We start from the raw sequence: 20632 nt of genomic DNA, 5'->3' as shown, positions 1-20632 counted from the left end.
TTTTATACGCCTTCGAAGAATTCTAATTCTTTACTGTCTTCAGATAGCTTTACGATTGCCTTTTTACGATTCGGGCGAAAGCCACCATGACGACCCATGCGCTTAAATTTACCTTTTAAGTTCATCGTATTAACTTGCTCTACTTTAACAGAAAAAATTAATTCGATAGCATCTTTAATTTCTGTTTTGTTAGCTTTTGTACTCACTTCAAATGTGTACTTTTTCTCAGCCATTAAGTCAGCAGAGTTTTCAGTAATGACAGGGCGCTTAATAATATCACGTGGATCTTTCATTATGCAAGCACCTCCCCTGCTTTTTCAGCTGCCTCTTTTGTTAAGATCAACTTGTCATGCGTAAGCAAGTCTAAAACATTAACTTCGCTTACTGTCAAAAACTTAACATTAGGTAGATTGTTAGCAGAACGTGCTACTACATCATCTTGATCCGCAGTAACTATTAACGCTTTTTCCTCAACATTTAAAGAAGTCAATAGACTTATAACTTGTTTTGTTTTTGGAGCGTCAAATTTTAACCCTTCTAATACTACAATGTTCTCTTCTATAACTTTAGAAGAAAGAGCAGATTTAAGAGCTAATCTACGAACTTTCTTTGGTAGTTTGTAGCTATAGCTACGTGGCGTCGGTCCGAAAACTGTTCCACCGCCTACCCATTGTGGTGCACGAATTGTACCTTGACGAGCACGACCAGTACCTTTTTGACGCCATGGTTTACGTCCGCCACCACGTACATCTGAACGATTCTTTACAGCGTGCGTACCTTGACGTAAAGATGCGCGTTGCATTACAACTGCATCGTGTAATACATGCTCATTTGGTTCAATTCCAAATACAGCATCATTTAATTCAACATCACCAACTTGCGATCCGCTTTGGTTATATAGTGCTACTTTAGGCATGACATATCCTCCCTTCAACTTGTGATTAGTTAGCCTTTATTGCACCCGTAATTTTAACGAATGATTTTTTTGCACCAGGAACATTACCTTTTATTAATAGAATGTTGCGTTCAGCATCCACTTTAATAACTTCAAGGTTTTGAACCGTTACTTGTTCTCCACCCATTTGTCCTGGAAGATTTTTACCTTTAAATACTCGCATTGGATCAATAACACCCATCGAACCTGGTCTTCTGTGGTAACGAGAACCGTGAGACATTGGTCCACGAGATTGGTTGTGTCGTTTGATTGACCCTTGGAAACCTTTACCTTTAGAAACACCAGTTACATCAATCATGTCTCCAGCTTGAAAAACCTCTACGCTTATTTCTTGACCTACTTCATATTCATCAAGTTTCGCGTTACGGAATTCACGAATGAAGCGCTTAGGGTTAGTGTTTGCTTTTTCAGCATGGCCCTTAGCTGGCTTGTTAGTACGAGATTCTTTTTTGTCAGCAAAACCTAGTTGAACGGCTTCATAACCGTCATTTTCAGTTGTTCTTTTTTGAAGAACTACGTTAGGTTCTGCTTCTATAACTGTTACCGGTATTAACTCGCCACCTTCTGAAAAGAGTTGAGTCATGCCGACTTTGCGACCTAAGATTCCTTTCGTCATCCGTCACACCTCCTAAAATAATAATTTTTATATTATAGTTTAATTTCAATATCCACACCAGATGGTAAGTCAAGACGCATTAGTGAATCGACTGTTTGTGGTGTTGGACTAACTATGTCGATAAGACGTTTATGTGTGCGCATCTCGAATTGCTCACGAGAATCCTTGTATTTATGCACCGCACGTAAAACTGTATATATAGCTTTTTCTGTAGGCAACGGTATTGGTCCAGAAACACTTGCACCTGAACGTTTCGCTGTGTCTACAATCTTCTCAGCTGATTGATCTAGAATACGGTGATCATACGCTTTTAAACGAATTCTAATCTTTTCTTTTGCCATTATTTTCCCTCCTTTTCGCCCATTTTATTAATAGACATTCTCCGCGAAAATTCCTTAGCACCCCGCCATGGCAAAGGGGCCGGGTGTGCCAACAACCTTCCGCATCATCGCCTTTTGTGACCAACATTAAACATTATATAGAATTTCTGTCGGTATTGCAACCATTAATTACAATGTATAATTATTTTATTGCACTTCTCGTATTATACATGACCTACACCCATGATTTCAAGCCATTATTATTCTTTTTTAAAATTTACCATTTTCATGCGAACCTTACTGAACACTATGTTTTATTATAATTGATGATAAGTTTGAGAACAAAAAAGTGTATTTATCTCCATTCAAAACTAATCCGATTTATTTATTGTAGTATAGGTATCAAGGGCATCTACTTTAAATAAAAAAAGCGCTTGAGCTAAACATCTTAAAACTTTTATTTTTCTTAGCCAAAAAATTGACACCCTGTTAACCCTTCAAACATAAAAACAGACAACGATAAAATCGTTGTCTGTTTTTTTAATGATAATTATTCAGTAATTGTAGCAACAACGCCAGCGCCTACTGTACGTCCACCTTCACGAATAGAGAACTTTGTTCCATCTTCGATTGCGATTGGAGAAATAAGATCTACTGTCATTTCTACGTTATCACCAGGCATTACCATTTCTACGCCTTCAGGAAGATTAACTACACCAGTTACATCCGTTGTACGGAAGTAGAACTGAGGACGGTAGTTACCGAAGAATGGAGTATGACGTCCACCTTCTTCTTTAGATAGCACATAAACTTCTGCTTTAAACTTTGTATGTGGAGTAATTGTACCTGGCTTAGCAAGCACTTGTCCACGAGTGATATCATCACGAGATACACCACGTAGTAATGCACCAATGTTATCCCCAGCTTCTGCATAGTCAAGAAGTTTACGGAACATTTCAACACCAGTAACAACTGTTTTCTTAGGAGCCTCAGTAAGACCGATAATATCAATCTCATCTCCAACTTTAACTACACCACGCTCAACACGTCCTGTAGCAACAGTACCACGACCAGTGATTGAGAATACATCCTCAACTGGCATCATGAATGGTTTTTCAGTATCGCGGTCAGGTCTTGGAATATATTCGTCAACTGCATTCATTAGGTCATAGATAGCATTAACATATTGCTCTTCGCCTTCAAGTGCTTTAAGAGCAGAACCTTTAATTACTGGTACGTCATCCCCAGGGAAGTCATACTCAGAAAGAAGGTCACGAACTTCCATTTCTACAAGTTCAAGAAGTTCTTCGTCATCTACCATGTCACATTTGTTTAAGAATACAACAATTGCAGGTACACCTACTTGACGAGAAAGAAGAATGTGCTCACGAGTTTGTGGCATTGGGCCATCAGCAGCAGATACTACTAAAATAGCTCCGTCCATTTGTGCAGCACCAGTGATCATGTTTTTAACATAGTCAGCGTGTCCTGGACAGTCAACGTGAGCATAGTGACGGTTGTCAGTTTCATACTCAACGTGTGCTGTAGAGATTGTGATTCCACGTTCTCTTTCTTCTGGAGCACCATCGATTTGATCATATGCACGTGCTTCACCTCTGCCATACTTATTGAAAAGTACAGTAGTGATAGCTGCAGTTAAAGTTGTTTTACCATGGTCTACGTGTCCAATTGTACCAATATTTACGTGGTCTTTGGACCGGTCAAATTTCTCTTTACCCATTTATATTTCCTCCTTAAGTAAATAAAAGTGTTTATTTTATATTAAATGTATGTGACTTAGAAACAACTGAATGTGTTGTTTCTAAGCTTACAATACAAGTTATACCTGATGAATCCGAAAAAATCAATTATTCACCAGCATTTTTCTTAACAATTTCTTCTGTAATGCTCTTTGGAGTTTCTTCATAGTGATCAAAGTGCATTGTATAAGTTCCACGTCCTTGTGTGTTAGAACGTAGTGCAGTTGCATATCCAAACATTTCAGCTAGTGGTACAAATGCTTTTACAACTTGAGCAGTTCCACGAGCTTCCATACCTTCTACGCGACCACGACGAGATGTTACGTCACCCATAATGTCTCCCATGTATTCTTCTGGGATAACAACTTCCACTTTCATCATTGGCTCTAGAAGAACCGGTTGACACTTGTTTTTGGCAGCTTTAAGTGCCATTGATGCTGCAACTTTAAATGCCATTTCGTTAGAGTCAACGTCATGATAGCTTCCATCGTATAATGTGGCTTTCACATCAATTAGTGGATACCCTGCGATTACACCATTTTGCATGGATTCTTTTATACCAGCTTCAACAGATGGAATGTATTCACGTGGTACTGAACCACCAACAATTTTATTTACAAACTCGTAACCAGCGCCTTCTTCATTTGGTTCAAATTTAACCCAAACGTGTCCGAACTGTCCACGACCACCTGATTGGCGGACAAATTTACCTTCAACTTCAGCAGATCCACGGAAAGTTTCACGATAAGATACTTGAGGAGCACCTACATTCGCTTCCACTTTAAATTCACGCTTCATACGATCTACAATGATATCTAGGTGAAGTTCACCCATACCAGAGATAATTGTCTGACCAGTTTCAGTGTTTGTTTCTGTTTTAAATGTTGGATCTTCCTCAGCAAGTTTACCTAAAGCGACAGACATTTTATCTTGGTCTGCTTTTGATTTAGGTTCAATAGCTACAGAAATTACTGGTTCTGGGAATTCCATAGATTCTAGAATTACTAGGCTCTTCTCATCACAAAGAGTGTCACCTGTACTAGTATCTTTTAAACCTACTGCACCAGCAATATCACCAGCATATACAGCAGATATTTCTTCACGAGAGTTAGCGTGCATTTGTAGAATACGACCTACACGTTCACGTTTATCTTTCGTAGAGTTTTTAACATAAGATCCAGAGTTAAGTGTTCCAGAATACACACGGAAGAAGGTAAGTTTACCTACGAAAGGATCCGTTGCAACTTTAAATGCCAATGCTGAGAATGGCTCGCTGTCGTCCGGTTTACGTACAACTTTTTCTTCAGTTTCTGGAATGTGACCTTCAATTGGTGGTACATCTGTTGGAGCTGGTAAGTAATCTATAACTCCATCAATTAATAACTGTACACCTTTATTTTTGAAAGCAGATCCACAAAACACAGGGTAGAATTCAACAGTTAGAGTTGCTGCACGAACAGCTGCTCTTAGTTCATCGTTAGAAATTTCTTCCCCTTCTAGGTATCTCATCATTAAATCTTCATCAAGTTCGGCTACACCTTCTACTAATTTAGTACGGTATTCTTCAGCTTGTTCTTTGTATTCGTCAGGAATCGGACGAGCTTCAGTTCGAGTACCTTGATCATCTAAATAGTAGTGTGCTTCCATGTTAATTAAGTCGATGATACCTTCAAAATCATCTTCAGCACCAATTGGAAGTTGTACTGGATGCGCATTGGCACCTAAACGGTCTTCCAATGTACCAACCGAATACAAGAAATCTGCACCGATTTTATCCATTTTGTTAACAAATACAATCCGAGGTACACCATAAGTAGTAGCTTGGCGCCAAACAGTTTCTGTTTGCGGCTCCACACCTGACTGTGCATCAAGTACTGCTACCGAACCATCAAGTACACGTAGGGAACGTTCTACCTCAACTGTGAAATCAACGTGCCCTGGTGTGTCAATAATGTTAATACGGTGACCTTTCCATTGAGCAGTTGTTGCAGCTGAAGTAATTGTAATACCACGCTCTTGTTCCTGCTCCATCCAGTCCATTTGAGAAGCACCTTCGTGTGTTTCTCCAATTTTATGGATCCGTCCTGTGTAGAAAAGAATACGCTCGGTTGCTGTTGTTTTACCAGCATCAATGTGAGCCATTATGCCGATATTACGTGTCTTCTCCAAGGAGAACTCTCTAGGCATGAATATTTCTCCTTCCTAATAAATAAATTAGTTTGTTTCTACCAGCGGTAATGAGCAAATGCTTTGTTTGCTTCTGCCATTTTGTGCATTTCTTCTCTTTTCTTAACTGATGCTCCAGTATTGTTTGACGCATCTAAAATTTCATTCGCAAGACGCTCTTCCATTGTTTTTTCTCCGCGTAAGCGAGAGTAGTTAACAATGTAACGAAGACCTAATGCTTGACGACGTTCTGGACGTACTTCAACTGGTACTTGGTAGTTTGAACCACCAACACGACGTGCACGCACTTCAAGTACAGGCATTACGTTTTTCATTGCTTGTTCAAATACTTCGATAGAATTTTGACCACTACGCTCTTGTACTAGTTCAAAAGCTCTATAAAGAATCTTTTGTGCAGTACCTCTCTTGCCGTCAACCATAATTTGGTTGATCAAGCGAGTTACTAATTTTGAATTGTGTAACGGATCTGGTAAGACATCACGCTTTGGTACTGGTCCTTTACGAGGCATATGTCTCCCCTCCTTCCTTGTTTGTTGTTTTATTTTTCATAAGCTAAAGTTCACTTATTTCTTAGGTCTTTTAGTTCCGTATTTAGAACGTCCTTGCGCACGTCCTTCAACACCAGCCGTATCAAGAGCTCCACGCACGATATGATAACGCACACCTGGTAAGTCTTTTACACGTCCACCACGGATTAACACAACACTGTGCTCTTGAAGGTTGTGTCCAATTCCTGGGATGTAAGCTGTAACTTCAATTCCGTTAGTCAAACGCACACGAGCATATTTACGTAATGCAGAGTTTGGTTTCTTCGGAGTCAATGTACCAACACGTGTACAAACACCACGTTTTTGTGGAGATGATTGGTTAGTCAATGATTTTTTGAAGCTGTTGTATCCTTTATTAAGTGCAGGTGAGTCAGACTTTCTGCCTTTGCTCACACGGCCTTTACGTACTAATTGATTAATTGTAGGCATGTTTTTTCCTCCTTTCAACTATTGAAATGTAATACCACATATCCAGGTGGTTCATATTTAAGCAAAAAACAAAGCCTTCGTGGTTTTTACCCCACCAAAACTAAAACTTTATTGCTTTATCGCCACCGTCGCTGTACCTACATCTATGCCACATGCTTTACCTAGTTTTTTCATAGAATCAACTCGATAACACGGGATATTTAATTCTTCTGCAAGACGCGACACTTTGCTTGTTATGTGTTGATCAGCATCATCAGCAATAACAACTTCATTAGCTTCACCATTTTTTATGGCTTTTATCGTCTGTTTAGTTCCGATAATCAAACCGGTTCTAACCTGTGCTACTTTTTCATAAGACATTATCATATCCTCCAAAGCAACAAGGAATAACGGAAGCACCTTGAATATAGTATCACTCTATAATTTTAATGTCAACTATAAATTATAGTCTTTATAAAGGAAACACTATACTAAAGGAAGCTCCCTATCGTCTACCTTGTTTTTTCCATAAAAATCATTAATGTGTGACTTCTTCGCTAATTTGTTCTTCTGTTACTGGTTCAATAACTTCTTCTGTTTCTGCTGTTATTTTCCGATACTTTTGCATTCCTGTACCTGCTGGTACTAGCTTACCGATAATAACATTTTCTTTTAGTCCTAATAACTCATCACGTTTACCTTTTATAGCGGCATCAGTTAAGACACGCGTCGTTTCCTGGAATGACGCTGCTGATAAGAATGAGTCTGTTTCAAGTGATGCTTTTGTAATACCTAATAGTACCGGTCTACCAACTGCAGGTTGATTACCATCATGCAACACTTTTTGGTTTGCATCTTTAAATTGGTGAATTTCAAGCAATGAACCTGGCAATACTTCCGTATCTCCAGCATCTGCAACACGCACTTTTCTGAGCATCTGTCTTACCATAACCTCTACGTGTTTATCACCAATTTCAACACCTTGCATTCGGTAAACTTTTTGTACTTCTTTAAGCAAGTATGATTGAACACCATCAATACCTTGAATTTTAAGTAGTTCTTTAGGATCAATTGACCCTTCAGTCAACGCTTGACCTGCAACTACTTGATCTCCAATTACCACCTTAACACGCGCTCCGTAAGGCGCAGTGTATGACCTAGTTTCTACTTCACCTTGAACAACGATTTCTTGCTTATCTTTAACCTCATTTATATCTTGAACTATACCATGTAGTTCTGAAATAACAGCTTGCCCTTTAGGATGACGCGCCTCAAAGATCTCCTGAATACGCGGTAGACCTTGTGTGATATCACTACCTGCCACACCACCAGTATGGAAAGTACGCATGGTAAGCTGTGTACCCGGCTCCCCAATTGATTGTGCTGCAATAATACCAACTGCTTCGCCAACTTCTACTTCTTCACCTGTTGCTAAGTTACGACCATAACACTTTTTACAAGCACCATGTTTTGTATTACATGTAAAGACCGTACGTATTAGTACTTTTTCAATACCTGCTTCAACAATTTGCTTAGCGACATCTTCGGCAATCACTTCATCTTTGCTTACAAGGACCTCATCCGATTCTGGATGACGTACAACTTGGAATGCTGTTCTACCAATTAATCGATCAATTAACGGTTCGATTAGTTCTGTACCTTCAGTAATAGCTTGAACTGTTAATCCTCTATCGGTTCCGCAGTCTTCTTCGCGAATAATAACATCTTGAGCAACATCAACAAGTCGACGAGTTAAGTAACCTGAGTCAGCTGTCTTAAGTGCGGTATCAGCTAGACCTTTACGAGCACCGTGAGTAGAAATAAAGTACTCTAATACGGTTAAACCTTCACGGAAACTGGATTTAATCGGTAATTCGATAATACGTCCAGCCGGGTTAGCCATCAATCCACGCATACCAGCAAGTTGCGTAAAGTTGGAAGCATTACCACGCGCTCCAGAATCACTCATCATAAAGATAGGGTTTCTAGGGTTTAATGTCTTCATTAATTTTTCTTGAATGACATCTTTAGCCTGAGACCATATAGAAATGACTCGATCATATCTTTCTTCATCAGTTATTAGACCTCTACGGAATTGTTTAAGGACTTTATCTACTTTTTCTTGTGCTTCTTCCAAGATTTCTTGCTTTTCAGCTAATACAACGATGTCAGAAACACCTACTGTGATTCCGGCTTTAGTAGAATATTTGAACCCTAAATCTTTCATACGGTCTAACATCTTGGACGTTTCACTTATTTTAAATCGTTTAAATACTTCTGCGATAATATCCCCTAGTATACCTTTTTTGAAAGGTAAAATGACCTCTCGTTCTTTAACAACCTCTTTAATATTCGCTCCCTTTTCAACAAAATACTTTTCAGGAGTACGAACTTCAAGATTGAATTGAGTTGGTTCATTCATATAAGGGAATGATGTTGGTAACATATCATTAAATATCAATTTACCTACAGTAGTTAACAGTAATTGTTGGCTCTGCTCTTCGGTAAAGTTTTGTTTACCTAGCGATGAAGCCTGCACTGCAATTCTTGTATGCAAGTGAACATAGCCACTCTGATAAGCAATTAATGCTTCACTCAAATCTTTAAATACCATACCTTCACCGACAGCTTCTGCACGTTCCATCGTCACATAGTAGTTACCTAGAACCATATCCTGTGATGGAGTAACAACAGGTTTACCATCTTTCGGGTTTAAAATATTTTGTGCAGCAAGCATTAATATACGTGCTTCTGCTTGTGCTTCTGCAGAAAGTGGTACGTGAACAGCCATTTGATCACCATCAAAGTCAGCGTTATACGCTGTACAAACTAATGGATGCAAACGAATTGCACGCCCTTCTACTAATGTAGGCTCAAACGCTTGAATACCTAGCCTGTGAAGTGTAGGTGCGCGGTTCAATAGAACTGGGTGCTCTTCTATCACTTCTTCCAAAACATCCCACACTTCTGGGTGTAAGCGTTCAATCTTACGTTTGGCAGACTTAATATTATGTGCGAGTCCTTTTTCTACTAGTTCTTTCATAATAAATGGTTTAAATAATTCCACAGCCATTTCTTTTGGTAGTCCACATTGATACATCTTTAAATGCGGTCCTACAACAATTACGGAACGACCTGAATAGTCAACACGCTTTCCTAGTAAGTTTTGACGGAAACGCCCCTGTTTACCTTTAAGCATATGCGATAAAGATTTAAGTGGACGATTACCCGGTCCAGTTACTGGACGACCACGACGGCCGTTATCAATCAATGCATCTACAGCTTCTTGAAGCATACGTTTTTCGTTTTGAACAATAATACTTGGAGCACCAAGATCTAATAAACGCTTCAAACGATTATTGCGGTTAATAACACGACGATATAAATCGTTTAAATCTGAAGTTGCAAAACGTCCACCATCTAATTGCACCATCGGTCTTAGTTCTGGCGGGATAATCGGCAGTACATCCAAAATCATCCATGAAGGCGCATTTCCTGAGTTACGAAATGCTTCTAGTACTTCTAAACGTTTAATTGCACGTGTTCTGCGCTGTCCTTGTGCTGTCTTTAATTCTTCTCTTAATAAATCTACTTCTTTATCTAAGTCAATATCATGTAGTATTTTTTTAATTGCTTCGGCACCCATCGCAGCCTGAAAAGATTTTCCATACTTATCTCTATAAGCACGATACTCTTTTTCAGAAAGTAATTGTTTCTTTTCTAATGCTGTATCACCTGAATCCGTGACAATATAAGCAGCAAAATAAATAACTTCCTCAAGGGCTCTTGGTGACATATCTAACACTAAGCCCATACGACTTGGGATACCTTTAAAATACCAAATATGAGAAACTGGTGCAGCTAATTCGATATGTCCCATTCGTTCACGACGAACCTTAGCTTTCGTTACCTCTACACCACAACGATCACAAACTACACCCTTATAACGAACACGCTTATATTTTCCACAGTGACATTCCCAATCTTTTTGCGGGCCAAATATACGTTCACAAAACAGTCCATCTTTTTCTGGCTTTAGTGTTCGATAGTTAATTGTTTCTGGCTTTTTCACTTCACCGAAAGACCAAGAACGTATCTTATCCGGTGACGCCAAACCTATTTTCATAAATTCAAAATTATTTACATCTAACAAGGGGCCTACCTCCCTTTTAGTCTCCAGGTTTTACCCTAAGCACGAACAATTATTTTAGCATTTGTTCAAAAGTCCGATAATAAGGGCACGCGTTGAATTTCTTTAGTTAGCTTACTTTCGTTTATTTACGTATTATCATACGCTCCATTATACGAACAACAGCTGCCCTTGAACTTCCGGTCCTTATTATCGGCCTTTTTAAATACACTATTTAAACTTTGTTTTCTTCAACTTCTAGGTTGAATTTATCTGCAGATTGCGTATCATCTTCTTCGACGTCACGCAATTCAATTTCTTGTTCATCACTCGAAAGCATTTTCACGTCCATACCTAAACTCTGTAATTCCTTAATTAATACTTTAAATGACTCAGGAATACCAGGCTCTGGTACATTATCACCTTTAACAATTGCTTCATATGTTTTCACACGACCTACAACATCATCTGACTTCACCGTTAAGATTTCTTGCAGGGTATAAGCTGCACCATAAGCTTCTAGTGCCCATACCTCCATCTCACCAAAACGTTGTCCACCAAACTGCGCCTTACCACCAAGTGGTTGTTGTGTTACTAAAGAGTACGGTCCAGTAGAACGAGCGTGAAGCTTATCGTCTACCATGTGCGCAAGTTTAATCATATACATTACTCCGACAGATACCCGGTTATCAAACGGTTCTCCGGATCTCCCGTCATAAAGTACAGTTTTAGCATCTCTAGCCATACCAGCTTCTTGTATTGTTTCCCAAACATCTTCTTCTCGCGCTCCATCAAATACTGGTGAAGCAACGTGAATTCCTAATTGTCTAGCTGCCATCCCTAAGTGCAACTCCAGCACCTGTCCGATATTCATACGAGATGGTACACCTAACGGATTAAGCATAATGTCAATTGGTGTTCCATCTGGTAAAAACGGCATATCCTCTTCAGGTAAAATCTTAGATATTACACCTTTGTTACCGTGACGTCCGGCCATTTTATCACCTTCAGAAATTTTACGCTTCTGAACAATATAAGCACGAACTAGCTGGTTAACACCCGGTGGTAATTCATCGCCATCTTCACGATTAAAGATTTTTACATCAAGTACGATTCCGCCAGCACCATGCGGTACACGCAAGGAAGTATCTCTTACTTCTCTTGCTTTCTCTCCAAAAATGGCATGGAGCAAGCGTTCTTCAGCAGAAAGTTCCGTTACACCCTTAGGTGTTACTTTACCTACTAGTAAATCACCATCACTAACTTCTGCACCGACTCGAATAATCCCACGTTCATCAAGATTACGCAATGCGTCTTCCCCTACATTCGGGATATCTCTTGTGATTTCTTCTGGTCCTAACTTTGTATCACGAGCTTCTGACTCATACTCTTCAATGTGAATAGATGTGTACACATCGTCTTTTACAAGTCTTTCACTCATAATAATCGCATCTTCATAGTTGTAACCTTCCCATGTCATAAAGCCAACAAGAACATTTTGCCCAAGAGCTAGCTCACCATCTTCCATTGATGGTCCATCTGCAAGGATCTCGCCTTTAACAACCCTGTCGCCTAGACTTACAATTGGTTTTTGGTTATAACATGTTCCTTGGTTGGAACGAATGAATTTCTGAAGGCGATAACGATCTAAATCACCTTTGACTTCATTCCCATCAACATCAGAAACACGACGAACATGGATTTCTTTCGATTCAACTCGTTCGATAATTCCGTCATGCATATTAATAACCGCCGCACCAGAGTCTTTACCAGATACGTACTCCATTCCGGTACCAACAATTGGTGATCTAGGTTGCAACAACGGTACAGCTTGACGTTGCATGTTCGCACCCATAAGCGCACGGTTAGAGTCATCGTTCTCAAGGAATGGGATACAAGCTGTCGCAGCAGAGACAACCTGTTTAGGCGAAACATCCATGTAATCAATACGATCTCTGCTAACAATAGTGTTTTCCCCGCGGAAACGAGCAATAACTTCATCATCAACAAATGAACCATCTTCTGCTAAACGGGCATTAGCCTGTGCTACGACGTAATTATCTTCCTCATCAGCAGTTAAATAATCATAGCGATCGGTAACTTTACCAGTTTCAGGGTCAACACGTCGGTAAGGTGTTTCAATAAACCCAAACTTATTAACCTTTGCATAGGATGACAATGAGTTTATCAAACCAATGTTTGGTCCTTCTGGTGTTTCAATCGGACACATACGACCATAATGCGAATAGTGTACGTCACGAACTTCAAAACCTGCTCGTTCACGCGTTAAACCACCTGGTCCAAGCGCAGATAAACGACGCTTATGCGTTAACTCAGCTAGTGGATTGGTTTGATCCATAAACTGTGATAATTGTGAACTTCCAAAAAACTCTTTAATTGATGCTATTACTGGACGAATATTAATTAGCTGCTGTGGTGTGATGGAAGATGTGTCCTGAATCGACATTCTTTCACGAACAACACGCTCCATTCTAGATAAACCTATTCTAAATTGGTTCTGTAATAGTTCACCAACAGAACGAAGACGACGGTTACCTAGATGATCAATATCGTCTGTATCACCGACCTGATGTAAGATATTAAAGAAATAACTAATTGCTGCTAATATATCTGATGGGGCAATGTTTTTAACTCCAGTATCAACATTAGCATTACCTATAACATTTAAAGTTCTTTCCCCTTCTGGGTCTGTCGGATCAATTATTTTAATCGATTGGATTTTAATAGGTTCTTTTAAAACCCCTTCATGAGGCTCTATCATTGCCTCTCCAAACTTATCTTCTTCGGCTTCTAAATAAGGAACTACTTTGTCTAATAAACGACGATCTAGCTTATCACCCTTTTGGGCAATCACTTCACCTGTTTCAGGATCAGCAAGCGTTTCAGCTAGAACTTGATTAAATAAACGGTTTTTTATGTGTAGTTTTTTGTTCATTTTATACCGACCTACATGTGCAAGGTCGTAACGCTTTGGATCGAAAAAGCGAGATACAAGTAAACTTTTAGCATTCTCTACTGTTGGTGGTTCACCAGGGCGGAGACGCTCATAAATTTCAAGTAAAGCTTTCTCACTTGTTTCAGTATTATCTTTCTCAAGCGTATTTTTTAAGTATTCATTCTCACCAAGTAGATCAATAATTTCTTGATCATTACTAAAACCTAACGCTCGTAAGAGAACAGTGATTGGTAGTTTACGTGTACGATCTATACGGACATGAACTACATCTTTGGCATCTGTTTCAAATTCTAGCCATGCACCACGATTTGGAATAACCGTAGCGGTGTAGCCTCTTTTTCCATTTTTATCGTACTTCTTACTAAAATAAACACTCGGCGACCTAACTAACTGAGATACAATAACACGTTCTGCGCCATTAATAACAAAAGTACCCGTATCAGTCATCAGTGGAAAATCACCCATGAATACTTCTTGCTCTTTCACTTCTCCCGTTTCATTATTTAACAAACGGACTTTAACACGAAGTGGAGCGTTATAAGTAACATCTCTTTCTTTCGACTCATCTACAGGATATTTTGGCTCACCAAGATTGTAATCTACAAACTCAAGTGACAAATTACCCGCAAAGTCTTCAATTGGAGAAATATCCTGGAACATTTCTCTCAAACCTTCCTCTAAAAACCATTCATAGGAAGCGGTTTGAATCTCGATAAGATTCGGTAATTCTAGTACTTCACTAATGCGTGCATAACTTCTGCGTTGGCGGTGTCGTCCATACTGAACTAGTTGACCTGTCAACTGATTCACCCCTCAAATCAAGAATAAAGAAACAAAAAACCTTACTAAAAAATCCTTTTAGTAAACTCTCTAACACTTACACATATACATGTTTTTTTCATCATCTATTATTGACTTTAAAAAAGGACAATGTATAATTTAATAAGTGCCATGTTCGGTACACATACCGAACAAACTTGCGAAACTCATTGTTCACAAGCCTATATAATTGCATTCACTAGAAAAGCGAATGTTATTAAAAAGCTAAACAAAAAACGGGAAAAATACCTCGGAATCAATTCTGCTATAAAATAGAATAATATATCCAGATAACAATTTAAGCGTTTATTTTATTCACCGAAATCCATTTGTTCGATTTTACTATTATTTCCTAAATAAAGTAAAAATATACACTTTAACTCGAAAATAAAAATTCCCTCTTGACAACCGAATTGGCCTATTGGCATTTTTCAATACTACCACAAACAAAATTGAGAGTCAATATTTTTAAAATATGGAATATCTACGCAATAAATCATTTATCTTTAATAGCACGAATAATGTAATAACCTTTATTCTTAGTCAGAACTTCTACATTCCCAAACAACTCTTCAATTTCCTTTAAAGCAGATGGCGCACCCTGCTTCTTTTGAATAACTACCCATAATTCACCTTTAGGTACTAATACCTCAAAACTTTCATTAAACATTTGATAGATTATTTTCTTCCCTGCTCGTATAGGAGGATTAGTTAATATTGCAGAGAATGTTCTGTTGTGGAAGGATTGCAGTCGATCGCTCACTCTTAACTCCACATTGTGTATATCGTTTTGTATAGCGTTTTTTTCTGCTAGGTAAAGTGCTCTTTCATTTACATCAGCTAACACTATCTTTCGATTGGGGAATGATTTTGCTAACGATAATCCAATAGGTCCATATCCACAACCCAGATCAAGGATGTCCCCCTCAACTGTTGGTTCTGTAAATGTTTCAATCAATGTTCTAGATCCAAAATCTACTTCACTTTTTGAAAAAACCCCTTGATCGGTAGTAAATGTGAAATTGAGACCTTTTAAAGGAAATGTCCATGTTTTTGGATTACTTTTTGATTGAGGTTGCTTTGAAAAGTATTGCTCTGACACATTTGCACCTACTTTATTAGTAATTAATAAGTTACAAGTATTATAATCATTTAGTTACTAATCATTCATAGAATTAACTATATAAGCAAAGCTCGCCTTCATCAGGCGAGCTTTGCTCTTTCATTAAATTACTTCACTTCAACAGATGCGCCAACTTCTTCAAGTTTAGCTTTCATTTCTTCTGCTTCTTCTTTAGTAACGCCTTCTTTGATAGCTCCTGGAGCGTTATCTACAAGATCCTTAGCATCTTTAAGTCCAAGACCAGTGATTTCACGTACTGCTTTAACAACTTTGATTTTTGCAGATCCAGCACTTTCTAGTACTACGTCAAATTCAGTTTGCTCTTCAGCAACTTCTCCGCCACCAGTACCAGCTGCTGCAACTGGTGCAGCTGCAGTTACACCAAATTCTTCTTCAATTGCTTTTACAAGATCGTTTAGTTCAAGAACTGACATTTCTTTAATTTGTTCAATGATTTGCTCTTTAGACATTTTAATTTCCTCCTAATTATTGTTTGTATTTTATTTTGTATCCGTTGAAAGGAATAAATCCTTTTTTTCTATCCATTAACCTAAGCACATTCTATTACTACAAATAAGTGCTTTAAGCGCCTTGTTCTTCTTTTTGTTCCGCAACAGCTTTTGTCGCATAAGCAAAGTTTCGAACTGGTGCTTGAAGAACGCTGAGTAGCATAGATAGTAAACCTTCGTAATTTGGAAGAGAAGCAAGTTCTTTAATTTGTTCAAGTGATGCAACTTTACCTTCGATTACTCCACCTTTAATTTCAAGCGCTTCATGATCTTTAGCGAAATTATTTAAAATTTTCGCAGGAGCAACTACATCTTCAGGACTGAATGCAATTGCAGTTGGTCCTACAAGCGTTTCATGCAAATCTGTAAGCTCTACAGATTCAGTTGCACGGCGAGTCATTGTATTTTTATATACTTTGAACTCTACGCCTGCTTCACGTAACTGATTACGAAGTTCAGTTACTTCTGCAACATCAAGGCCACGATAGTCTACAACGATAGTAGATTTACTTTCGCGGAACTTGTCTGCTATTTCAGTTACAATTTGTTTTTTGCTCTCGATAATTTTTGACATTGTTCCACCTCCTATTGACTTTTCATCATACCTATAGAGAATAGTGTCATAAAAAACCCCCATGTAGACATGGAGGTTTGTTGAAATACTCAAGATAATCTTACGTTCAGATATATCTAACTATATTCACACACCTCGGTAGGAGATTAAGCACGTATGCACCTACTGTCTACGGTATAACTTATTAAATTCATATTATTTATAAAAAGCTAACTCTCCATTCAGAGTGTCGACTTTTTAACAACATTGTTTATTATAGCTAACTGAATCTATAAAGTCAACAGATTTTTAAGCTTTTACTTTCCCTAAAGTTGTTACGTCAACTTTGACACCAGGACCCATTGTTGAAGTAACAGCAGCATTTTTCATGTAAATGCCTTTTGCAGCTTGTGGTTTCACTTTATTTAAAGTGTCAGCCAACGCTTCAAAGTTTTCAACTAACTTTTCAATATCAAAAGATGCTTTACCGATAGGAACGTGTATATTAGACTGTCTATCTACACGGTATTCCACTTTACCAGCTTTAATTTCCTTAACAGCTTTTTCTACTTCAAAGGTAACTGTACCTGTTTTAGGGTTTGGCATTAAGCCTTTTGGCCCTAATACACGACCAAGTTTACCAACTTCAGCCATCATATCTGGAGTAGCTACGATTACATCAAATTCAAACCAACCTTGGTTGATTTTGTTTATAAGGTCTTGTTCACCAACGAAGTCAGCGCCAGCAGCTTCAGCTTCTTTCGCTTTATCCCCTTTAGCAAATACCAAAACTGTTTGTGTTTTACCAGTACCATGAGGCAATACAAGCGCACCACGAATTTGTTGGTCTGCTTTCTTAGGGTCAACACCCAGACGGAATGCAGCTTCAACAGTTTCATCAAATTTAGCTGTAGCAGATTTTTTCACTAATTCCAACGCTTCTTTTACTTCATAAGTTTTCATACGGTCAATAAGCTTCAAAGCTTCTTGTTGCTTTTTAGTCTTTTTCGCCATTTTAAATTCCTCCTTGTGTGGTTTTAACGGTTATACCTCCCACTTGATAAGCGGATCATCTTGCTAGCACAATTTATGCTATAACTTTCAATAACAAAGGTTGCGACATGGCAAAACACTCCAAAATCGCAACCTTCTCCTAGGAAAGAGCACTACCATGGGATTAGTCTTCGATAACAATTCCCATACTACGCGCAGTTCCTTCAACCATACGCATAGCCGCTTCAACGTCAGCAGCGTTTAGGTCAGGCATTTTTGTTTCAGCAATTTCTTTAACTTTGTCACGTTTTAATGTCGCAACTTTTTTGCTGTTTGGTTCACCTGAACCACTTTCGATACCAGCTGCTTTCTTTAAAAGAACTGCAGCGGGCGGAGTTTTTGTAATAAATGTAAATGAACGGTCTTCAAAAACCGTAATTTCAACCGGAATAATCATACCAGCTTGATCTTGGGTACGTGCATTAAATTCCTTACAAAATCCCATGATATTAACACCTGCTTGACCTAGCGCCGGCCCAACTGGTGGTGCTGGATTTGCTTTCCCTGCAGGGATCTGCAATTTAACTACCTTAATTACTTTTTTAGCCACGAGACACACCTCCTTAAGTCCGTGATGTGGTAATAGGGCTTCTGCCCTCCCACTCATTTCATATGCAAATTAAACCTTATACTCGAGGCATAAAGAACATAAGAATTTTAGCATTTATTTGAAAAAAATGCAAGCAACATTTATAAAACGTTCAACAAATCATCTTATATCTTGTCCAATGGTTGATTAATTAAATTTTTTCTATCTGAGAAAATTCTAATTCTACTGGAGTTTCACGTCCAAACATATTTACATGCACTTTCACTTTTTGTTTATCTAGATCAATATGCTCAATCGTTCCCGTGAAATCATTAAATGGACCATCTGTTACACGAACACTTTCCTTTACTTCAAAGTCCACTTCTGTTATTGGTGCATCCATTCCCATTCGTTTAAGGATAACCTCAACCTCTTCTTCTAAGAGAGGGGTTGGTTTAGAACCTGAACCGCTTGAACCAACAAATCCCGTCACTCCTGGTGTGTTACGCACAACATACCAAGAATCGTCTGTCATTATCATTTCAGCTAATACATAACCTGGGAATACTTTCTTTTTCGATACCTTTTTCTTTCCATTTTTTATTTCTGTTTCCTCGTCTTCAGGTACTAAAACACGGAAAATTTTATCTTCCATACCCATTGACTCTAACCTTTTTTCTAAGTTCGCTTTAACTTTGTTCTCATACCCAGAATAAGTATGAACTACAAACCATTGTTTTTCCATAGTTCAGGACAATTACTGCCCTTCCCTCCCTTATCAAATTATGTCAACTATATTAATTGAGAATCTATCACCTTAGCAGTAAACGGACATGAGGTTTTTAAGTCAATTTAAAAAACCCGCATAACGGGTTTTTCGGTAAGAGATCTATTTATTAAACATTATAGCATAAAGTCCCACTAATTATTCAAATAATAAATTAAGAATTGCTGTAATACCTTGATCAACTACTCCAAAAAACACTGAAACAAAAGCAACTGTAGCAACTACCGTTATCGTATACCGAGTTAGTTCACGACCACCGGGCCATGAGACTTTTTTCATTTCTCTAGAAACATTCTTAAAGAATGCAAAGATATTCACAGGTTGTACCCCCAAACTTCTGCCAATCGGCTTCTTACTTTGTTTCACGATGTAACGTATAAATTCCACATCTTTTACAAAATTTCCGGACTTCTAACCTTTTTGTTTCTGATGTGTTCTTATTCGTGCTGTAGTTTCTGCTGAGGCATTCTGTGCAAGCCAACGCAACTTTTTTTCCCATCTATTACACCCCAAACAAAGGGATTTCACTTCTACTAATGTAGCACGGTTACAATAGCCTGTCAACGCTATGTTATAAGCTGATTTCACTTATCTCTAAATACCGTTCTAGCTTCCGCTTCACCCGTTGTAATGCATTATCTATTGATTTAACATGTCTTTTCAATTCAACTGAAATTTCTTGATATGTTTGGCCGTCTAAATACAAAGAAAGTACTTGCCTTTCTAAGTCACTTAACAGCTCAGACATTTTCGTCTCCATATCCCCAAACTTTTCCCTATTAACAATCAATTCTTGGGGATCAATTATTTTTGAACCTGCTATTACATCTAGTAATGTTCGGTCAGATTCTTCATCATAAATTGGCTTGTCCAACGATACGTATGAGTTTAATGGTATATGTTTTTGTCTAGTTGCTGTCTTGATTGCTGTAATTATTTGACGCGTAACACACAGCTCTGCAAAAGCCTTAAAGGATGAAAGCTTGTCACCTTTATAGTCACGAATTGCTTTATACAACCCGATCATACCTTCTTGCACAATATCTTCTCGATCTGCCCCAACTAAAAAATAGGTTCTCGCTTTGGCACGAACAAAATTTCTATATTTAGTAATTAAATAGTCTAACGCCTGGCTATGCCCACGGTGTACCATATTAATAAGCTGGTCATCTTCAAGAAGCTCTAAATCTATATCTTGATCGTCTATATCCTTGTGCACGGTGCTCACCTTGGAATCCCCCCGACTTTTATGCCGTGAATATATAGAAACATTATACAGGAAGCGCTTCATCATCGTCAACAACACATACGGTAGATTTAGGGCATTAGCACTTATATAGATAGTTCATATTACCTGTT

The 20632-nt window shown here is 38.4% G+C and carries 20 protein-coding genes and 1 other annotated feature; all 20 genes read right to left on the bottom strand.

What is annotated here, in order from left to right:
* Positions 1–2: 2 nt before the first annotated feature.
* Positions 3–293, bottom strand: a complete 291-nt coding sequence (rplW, locus tag QQS35_RS13130; protein WP_285932621.1) for a 50S ribosomal protein L23 — start codon at positions 291–293, stop codon at positions 3–5.
* Positions 293–916: a 50S ribosomal protein L4 gene (gene rplD / locus QQS35_RS13125; RefSeq protein WP_285932620.1), complete on the bottom strand. Its 624-nt coding sequence runs from the start codon at positions 914–916 to the stop codon at positions 293–295. The genes rplW and rplD overlap by 1 nt, the downstream gene beginning before the upstream one ends.
* A gap of 25 nt (positions 917–941) precedes the next feature.
* The gene (rplC, locus tag QQS35_RS13120) at positions 942–1571 is read right to left on the bottom strand and encodes a 50S ribosomal protein L3 (RefSeq protein WP_285932619.1); all 630 of its coding nucleotides are present in this window, start codon (positions 1569–1571) and stop codon (positions 942–944) included.
* A 32-nt stretch (positions 1572–1603) separates the two neighbouring features.
* Complete coding sequence (gene rpsJ / locus QQS35_RS13115) at positions 1604–1912, bottom strand: 30S ribosomal protein S10 (RefSeq protein WP_285932618.1); 309 nt, start codon at positions 1910–1912, stop codon at positions 1604–1606.
* Between the two features lie 529 nt (positions 1913–2441).
* Positions 2442–3632 carry an elongation factor Tu gene (tuf, locus tag QQS35_RS13110; RefSeq protein ID WP_285932617.1) on the bottom strand — a complete coding sequence of 397 codons (1191 nt, stop codon included), beginning with the start codon at positions 3630–3632 and terminating at the stop codon, positions 2442–2444.
* A 127-nt stretch (positions 3633–3759) separates the two neighbouring features.
* The gene (gene fusA, locus QQS35_RS13105; RefSeq protein ID WP_285932616.1) at positions 3760–5838 is read right to left on the bottom strand and encodes an elongation factor G; all 2079 of its coding nucleotides are present in this window, start codon (positions 5836–5838) and stop codon (positions 3760–3762) included.
* 38 nt (positions 5839–5876) lie between these two features.
* Positions 5877–6347 carry a 30S ribosomal protein S7 gene (gene rpsG / locus QQS35_RS13100; protein ID WP_285932615.1) on the bottom strand — a complete coding sequence of 157 codons (471 nt, stop codon included), beginning with the start codon at positions 6345–6347 and terminating at the stop codon, positions 5877–5879.
* 54 nt (positions 6348–6401) lie between these two features.
* Positions 6402–6815: a 30S ribosomal protein S12 gene (gene rpsL / locus QQS35_RS13095; RefSeq protein WP_259870001.1), complete on the bottom strand. Its 414-nt coding sequence runs from the start codon at positions 6813–6815 to the stop codon at positions 6402–6404.
* A gap of 108 nt (positions 6816–6923) precedes the next feature.
* Positions 6924–7175, bottom strand: coding sequence for a 50S ribosomal protein L7ae-like protein (locus tag QQS35_RS13090; protein ID WP_285932614.1), 252 nt, complete (start codon positions 7173–7175; stop codon positions 6924–6926).
* A gap of 157 nt (positions 7176–7332) precedes the next feature.
* Positions 7333–10947 (bottom strand): DNA-directed RNA polymerase subunit beta', encoded by a 3615-nt coding sequence (gene rpoC / locus QQS35_RS13085; protein WP_285932613.1) that lies wholly within the window; start codon positions 10945–10947, stop codon positions 7333–7335.
* Between the two features lie 211 nt (positions 10948–11158).
* The gene (rpoB, locus tag QQS35_RS13080) at positions 11159–14710 is read right to left on the bottom strand and encodes a DNA-directed RNA polymerase subunit beta (RefSeq protein WP_285932612.1); all 3552 of its coding nucleotides are present in this window, start codon (positions 14708–14710) and stop codon (positions 11159–11161) included.
* A 505-nt stretch (positions 14711–15215) separates the two neighbouring features.
* Positions 15216–15821 (bottom strand): class I SAM-dependent methyltransferase, encoded by a 606-nt coding sequence (locus tag QQS35_RS13075; RefSeq protein WP_285932611.1) that lies wholly within the window; start codon positions 15819–15821, stop codon positions 15216–15218.
* A 128-nt stretch (positions 15822–15949) separates the two neighbouring features.
* Positions 15950–16312 (bottom strand): 50S ribosomal protein L7/L12, encoded by a 363-nt coding sequence (gene rplL / locus QQS35_RS13070; RefSeq protein ID WP_285932610.1) that lies wholly within the window; start codon positions 16310–16312, stop codon positions 15950–15952.
* Positions 16313–16424: 112 nt separating this feature from the next.
* Positions 16425–16925, bottom strand: coding sequence for a 50S ribosomal protein L10 (rplJ, locus tag QQS35_RS13065; protein ID WP_285932609.1), 501 nt, complete (start codon positions 16923–16925; stop codon positions 16425–16427).
* Between the two features lie 40 nt (positions 16926–16965).
* Positions 16966–17118: a sequence feature (ribosomal protein L10 leader region), on the bottom strand.
* A 95-nt stretch (positions 17119–17213) separates the two neighbouring features.
* Positions 17214–17918, bottom strand: coding sequence for a 50S ribosomal protein L1 (rplA, locus tag QQS35_RS13060; protein ID WP_285932608.1), 705 nt, complete (start codon positions 17916–17918; stop codon positions 17214–17216).
* A gap of 163 nt (positions 17919–18081) precedes the next feature.
* Positions 18082–18507, bottom strand: a complete 426-nt coding sequence (rplK, locus tag QQS35_RS13055; RefSeq protein WP_272446850.1) for a 50S ribosomal protein L11 — start codon at positions 18505–18507, stop codon at positions 18082–18084.
* 190 nt (positions 18508–18697) lie between these two features.
* Positions 18698–19231 carry a transcription termination/antitermination protein NusG gene (gene nusG, locus QQS35_RS13050; RefSeq protein WP_285932607.1) on the bottom strand — a complete coding sequence of 178 codons (534 nt, stop codon included), beginning with the start codon at positions 19229–19231 and terminating at the stop codon, positions 18698–18700.
* 180 nt (positions 19232–19411) lie between these two features.
* Complete coding sequence (gene secE / locus QQS35_RS13045) at positions 19412–19585, bottom strand: preprotein translocase subunit SecE (protein WP_285932715.1); 174 nt, start codon at positions 19583–19585, stop codon at positions 19412–19414.
* A 40-nt stretch (positions 19586–19625) separates the two neighbouring features.
* Complete coding sequence (rpmG, locus tag QQS35_RS13040; protein ID WP_285932606.1) at positions 19626–19772, bottom strand: 50S ribosomal protein L33; 147 nt, start codon at positions 19770–19772, stop codon at positions 19626–19628.
* A 72-nt stretch (positions 19773–19844) separates the two neighbouring features.
* The gene (gene sigH, locus QQS35_RS13035; RefSeq protein ID WP_285932605.1) at positions 19845–20501 is read right to left on the bottom strand and encodes an RNA polymerase sporulation sigma factor SigH; all 657 of its coding nucleotides are present in this window, start codon (positions 20499–20501) and stop codon (positions 19845–19847) included.
* Positions 20502–20632: the final 131 nt, after the last annotated feature.

The organism is Aquibacillus rhizosphaerae, from assembly GCF_030282825.1.
In the GTDB taxonomy this organism is placed as follows: domain Bacteria; phylum Bacillota; class Bacilli; order Bacillales; family Amphibacillaceae; genus Aquibacillus_C; species Aquibacillus_C rhizosphaerae.
This window is presented reverse-complemented; position numbering and strand designations above follow the sequence as displayed.

Coding starts and splice junctions, on each gene's coding strand:
- rplW (WP_285932621.1), bottom strand. CDS start 293: ATGAAAGATCCACGTGATATTATTAAGCGCCCTGTCATTACTGAAAAC.
- rplD (WP_285932620.1), bottom strand. CDS start 916: ATGCCTAAAGTAGCACTATATAACCAAAGCGGATCGCAAGTTGGTGAT.
- rplC (WP_285932619.1), bottom strand. CDS start 1,571: ATGACGAAAGGAATCTTAGGTCGCAAAGTCGGCATGACTCAACTCTTT.
- rpsJ (WP_285932618.1), bottom strand. CDS start 1,912: ATGGCAAAAGAAAAGATTAGAATTCGTTTAAAAGCGTATGATCACCGT.
- tuf (WP_285932617.1), bottom strand. CDS start 3,632: ATGGGTAAAGAGAAATTTGACCGGTCCAAAGACCACGTAAATATTGGT.
- fusA (WP_285932616.1), bottom strand. CDS start 5,838: ATGCCTAGAGAGTTCTCCTTGGAGAAGACACGTAATATCGGCATAATG.
- rpsG (WP_285932615.1), bottom strand. CDS start 6,347: ATGCCTCGTAAAGGACCAGTACCAAAGCGTGATGTCTTACCAGATCCG.
- rpsL (WP_259870001.1), bottom strand. CDS start 6,815: ATGCCTACAATTAATCAATTAGTACGTAAAGGCCGTGTGAGCAAAGGC.
- QQS35_RS13090 (WP_285932614.1), bottom strand. CDS start 7,175: ATGTCTTATGAAAAAGTAGCACAGGTTAGAACCGGTTTGATTATCGGA.
- rplL (WP_285932610.1), bottom strand. CDS start 16,312: ATGTCTAAAGAGCAAATCATTGAACAAATTAAAGAAATGTCAGTTCTT.
- rplJ (WP_285932609.1), bottom strand. CDS start 16,925: ATGTCAAAAATTATCGAGAGCAAAAAACAAATTGTAACTGAAATAGCA.
- rplA (WP_285932608.1), bottom strand. CDS start 17,918: ATGGCGAAAAAGACTAAAAAGCAACAAGAAGCTTTGAAGCTTATTGAC.
- nusG (WP_285932607.1), bottom strand. CDS start 19,231: ATGGAAAAACAATGGTTTGTAGTTCATACTTATTCTGGGTATGAGAAC.
- rpmG (WP_285932606.1), bottom strand. CDS start 19,772: ATGGGAAAAAAAGTTGCGTTGGCTTGCACAGAATGCCTCAGCAGAAAC.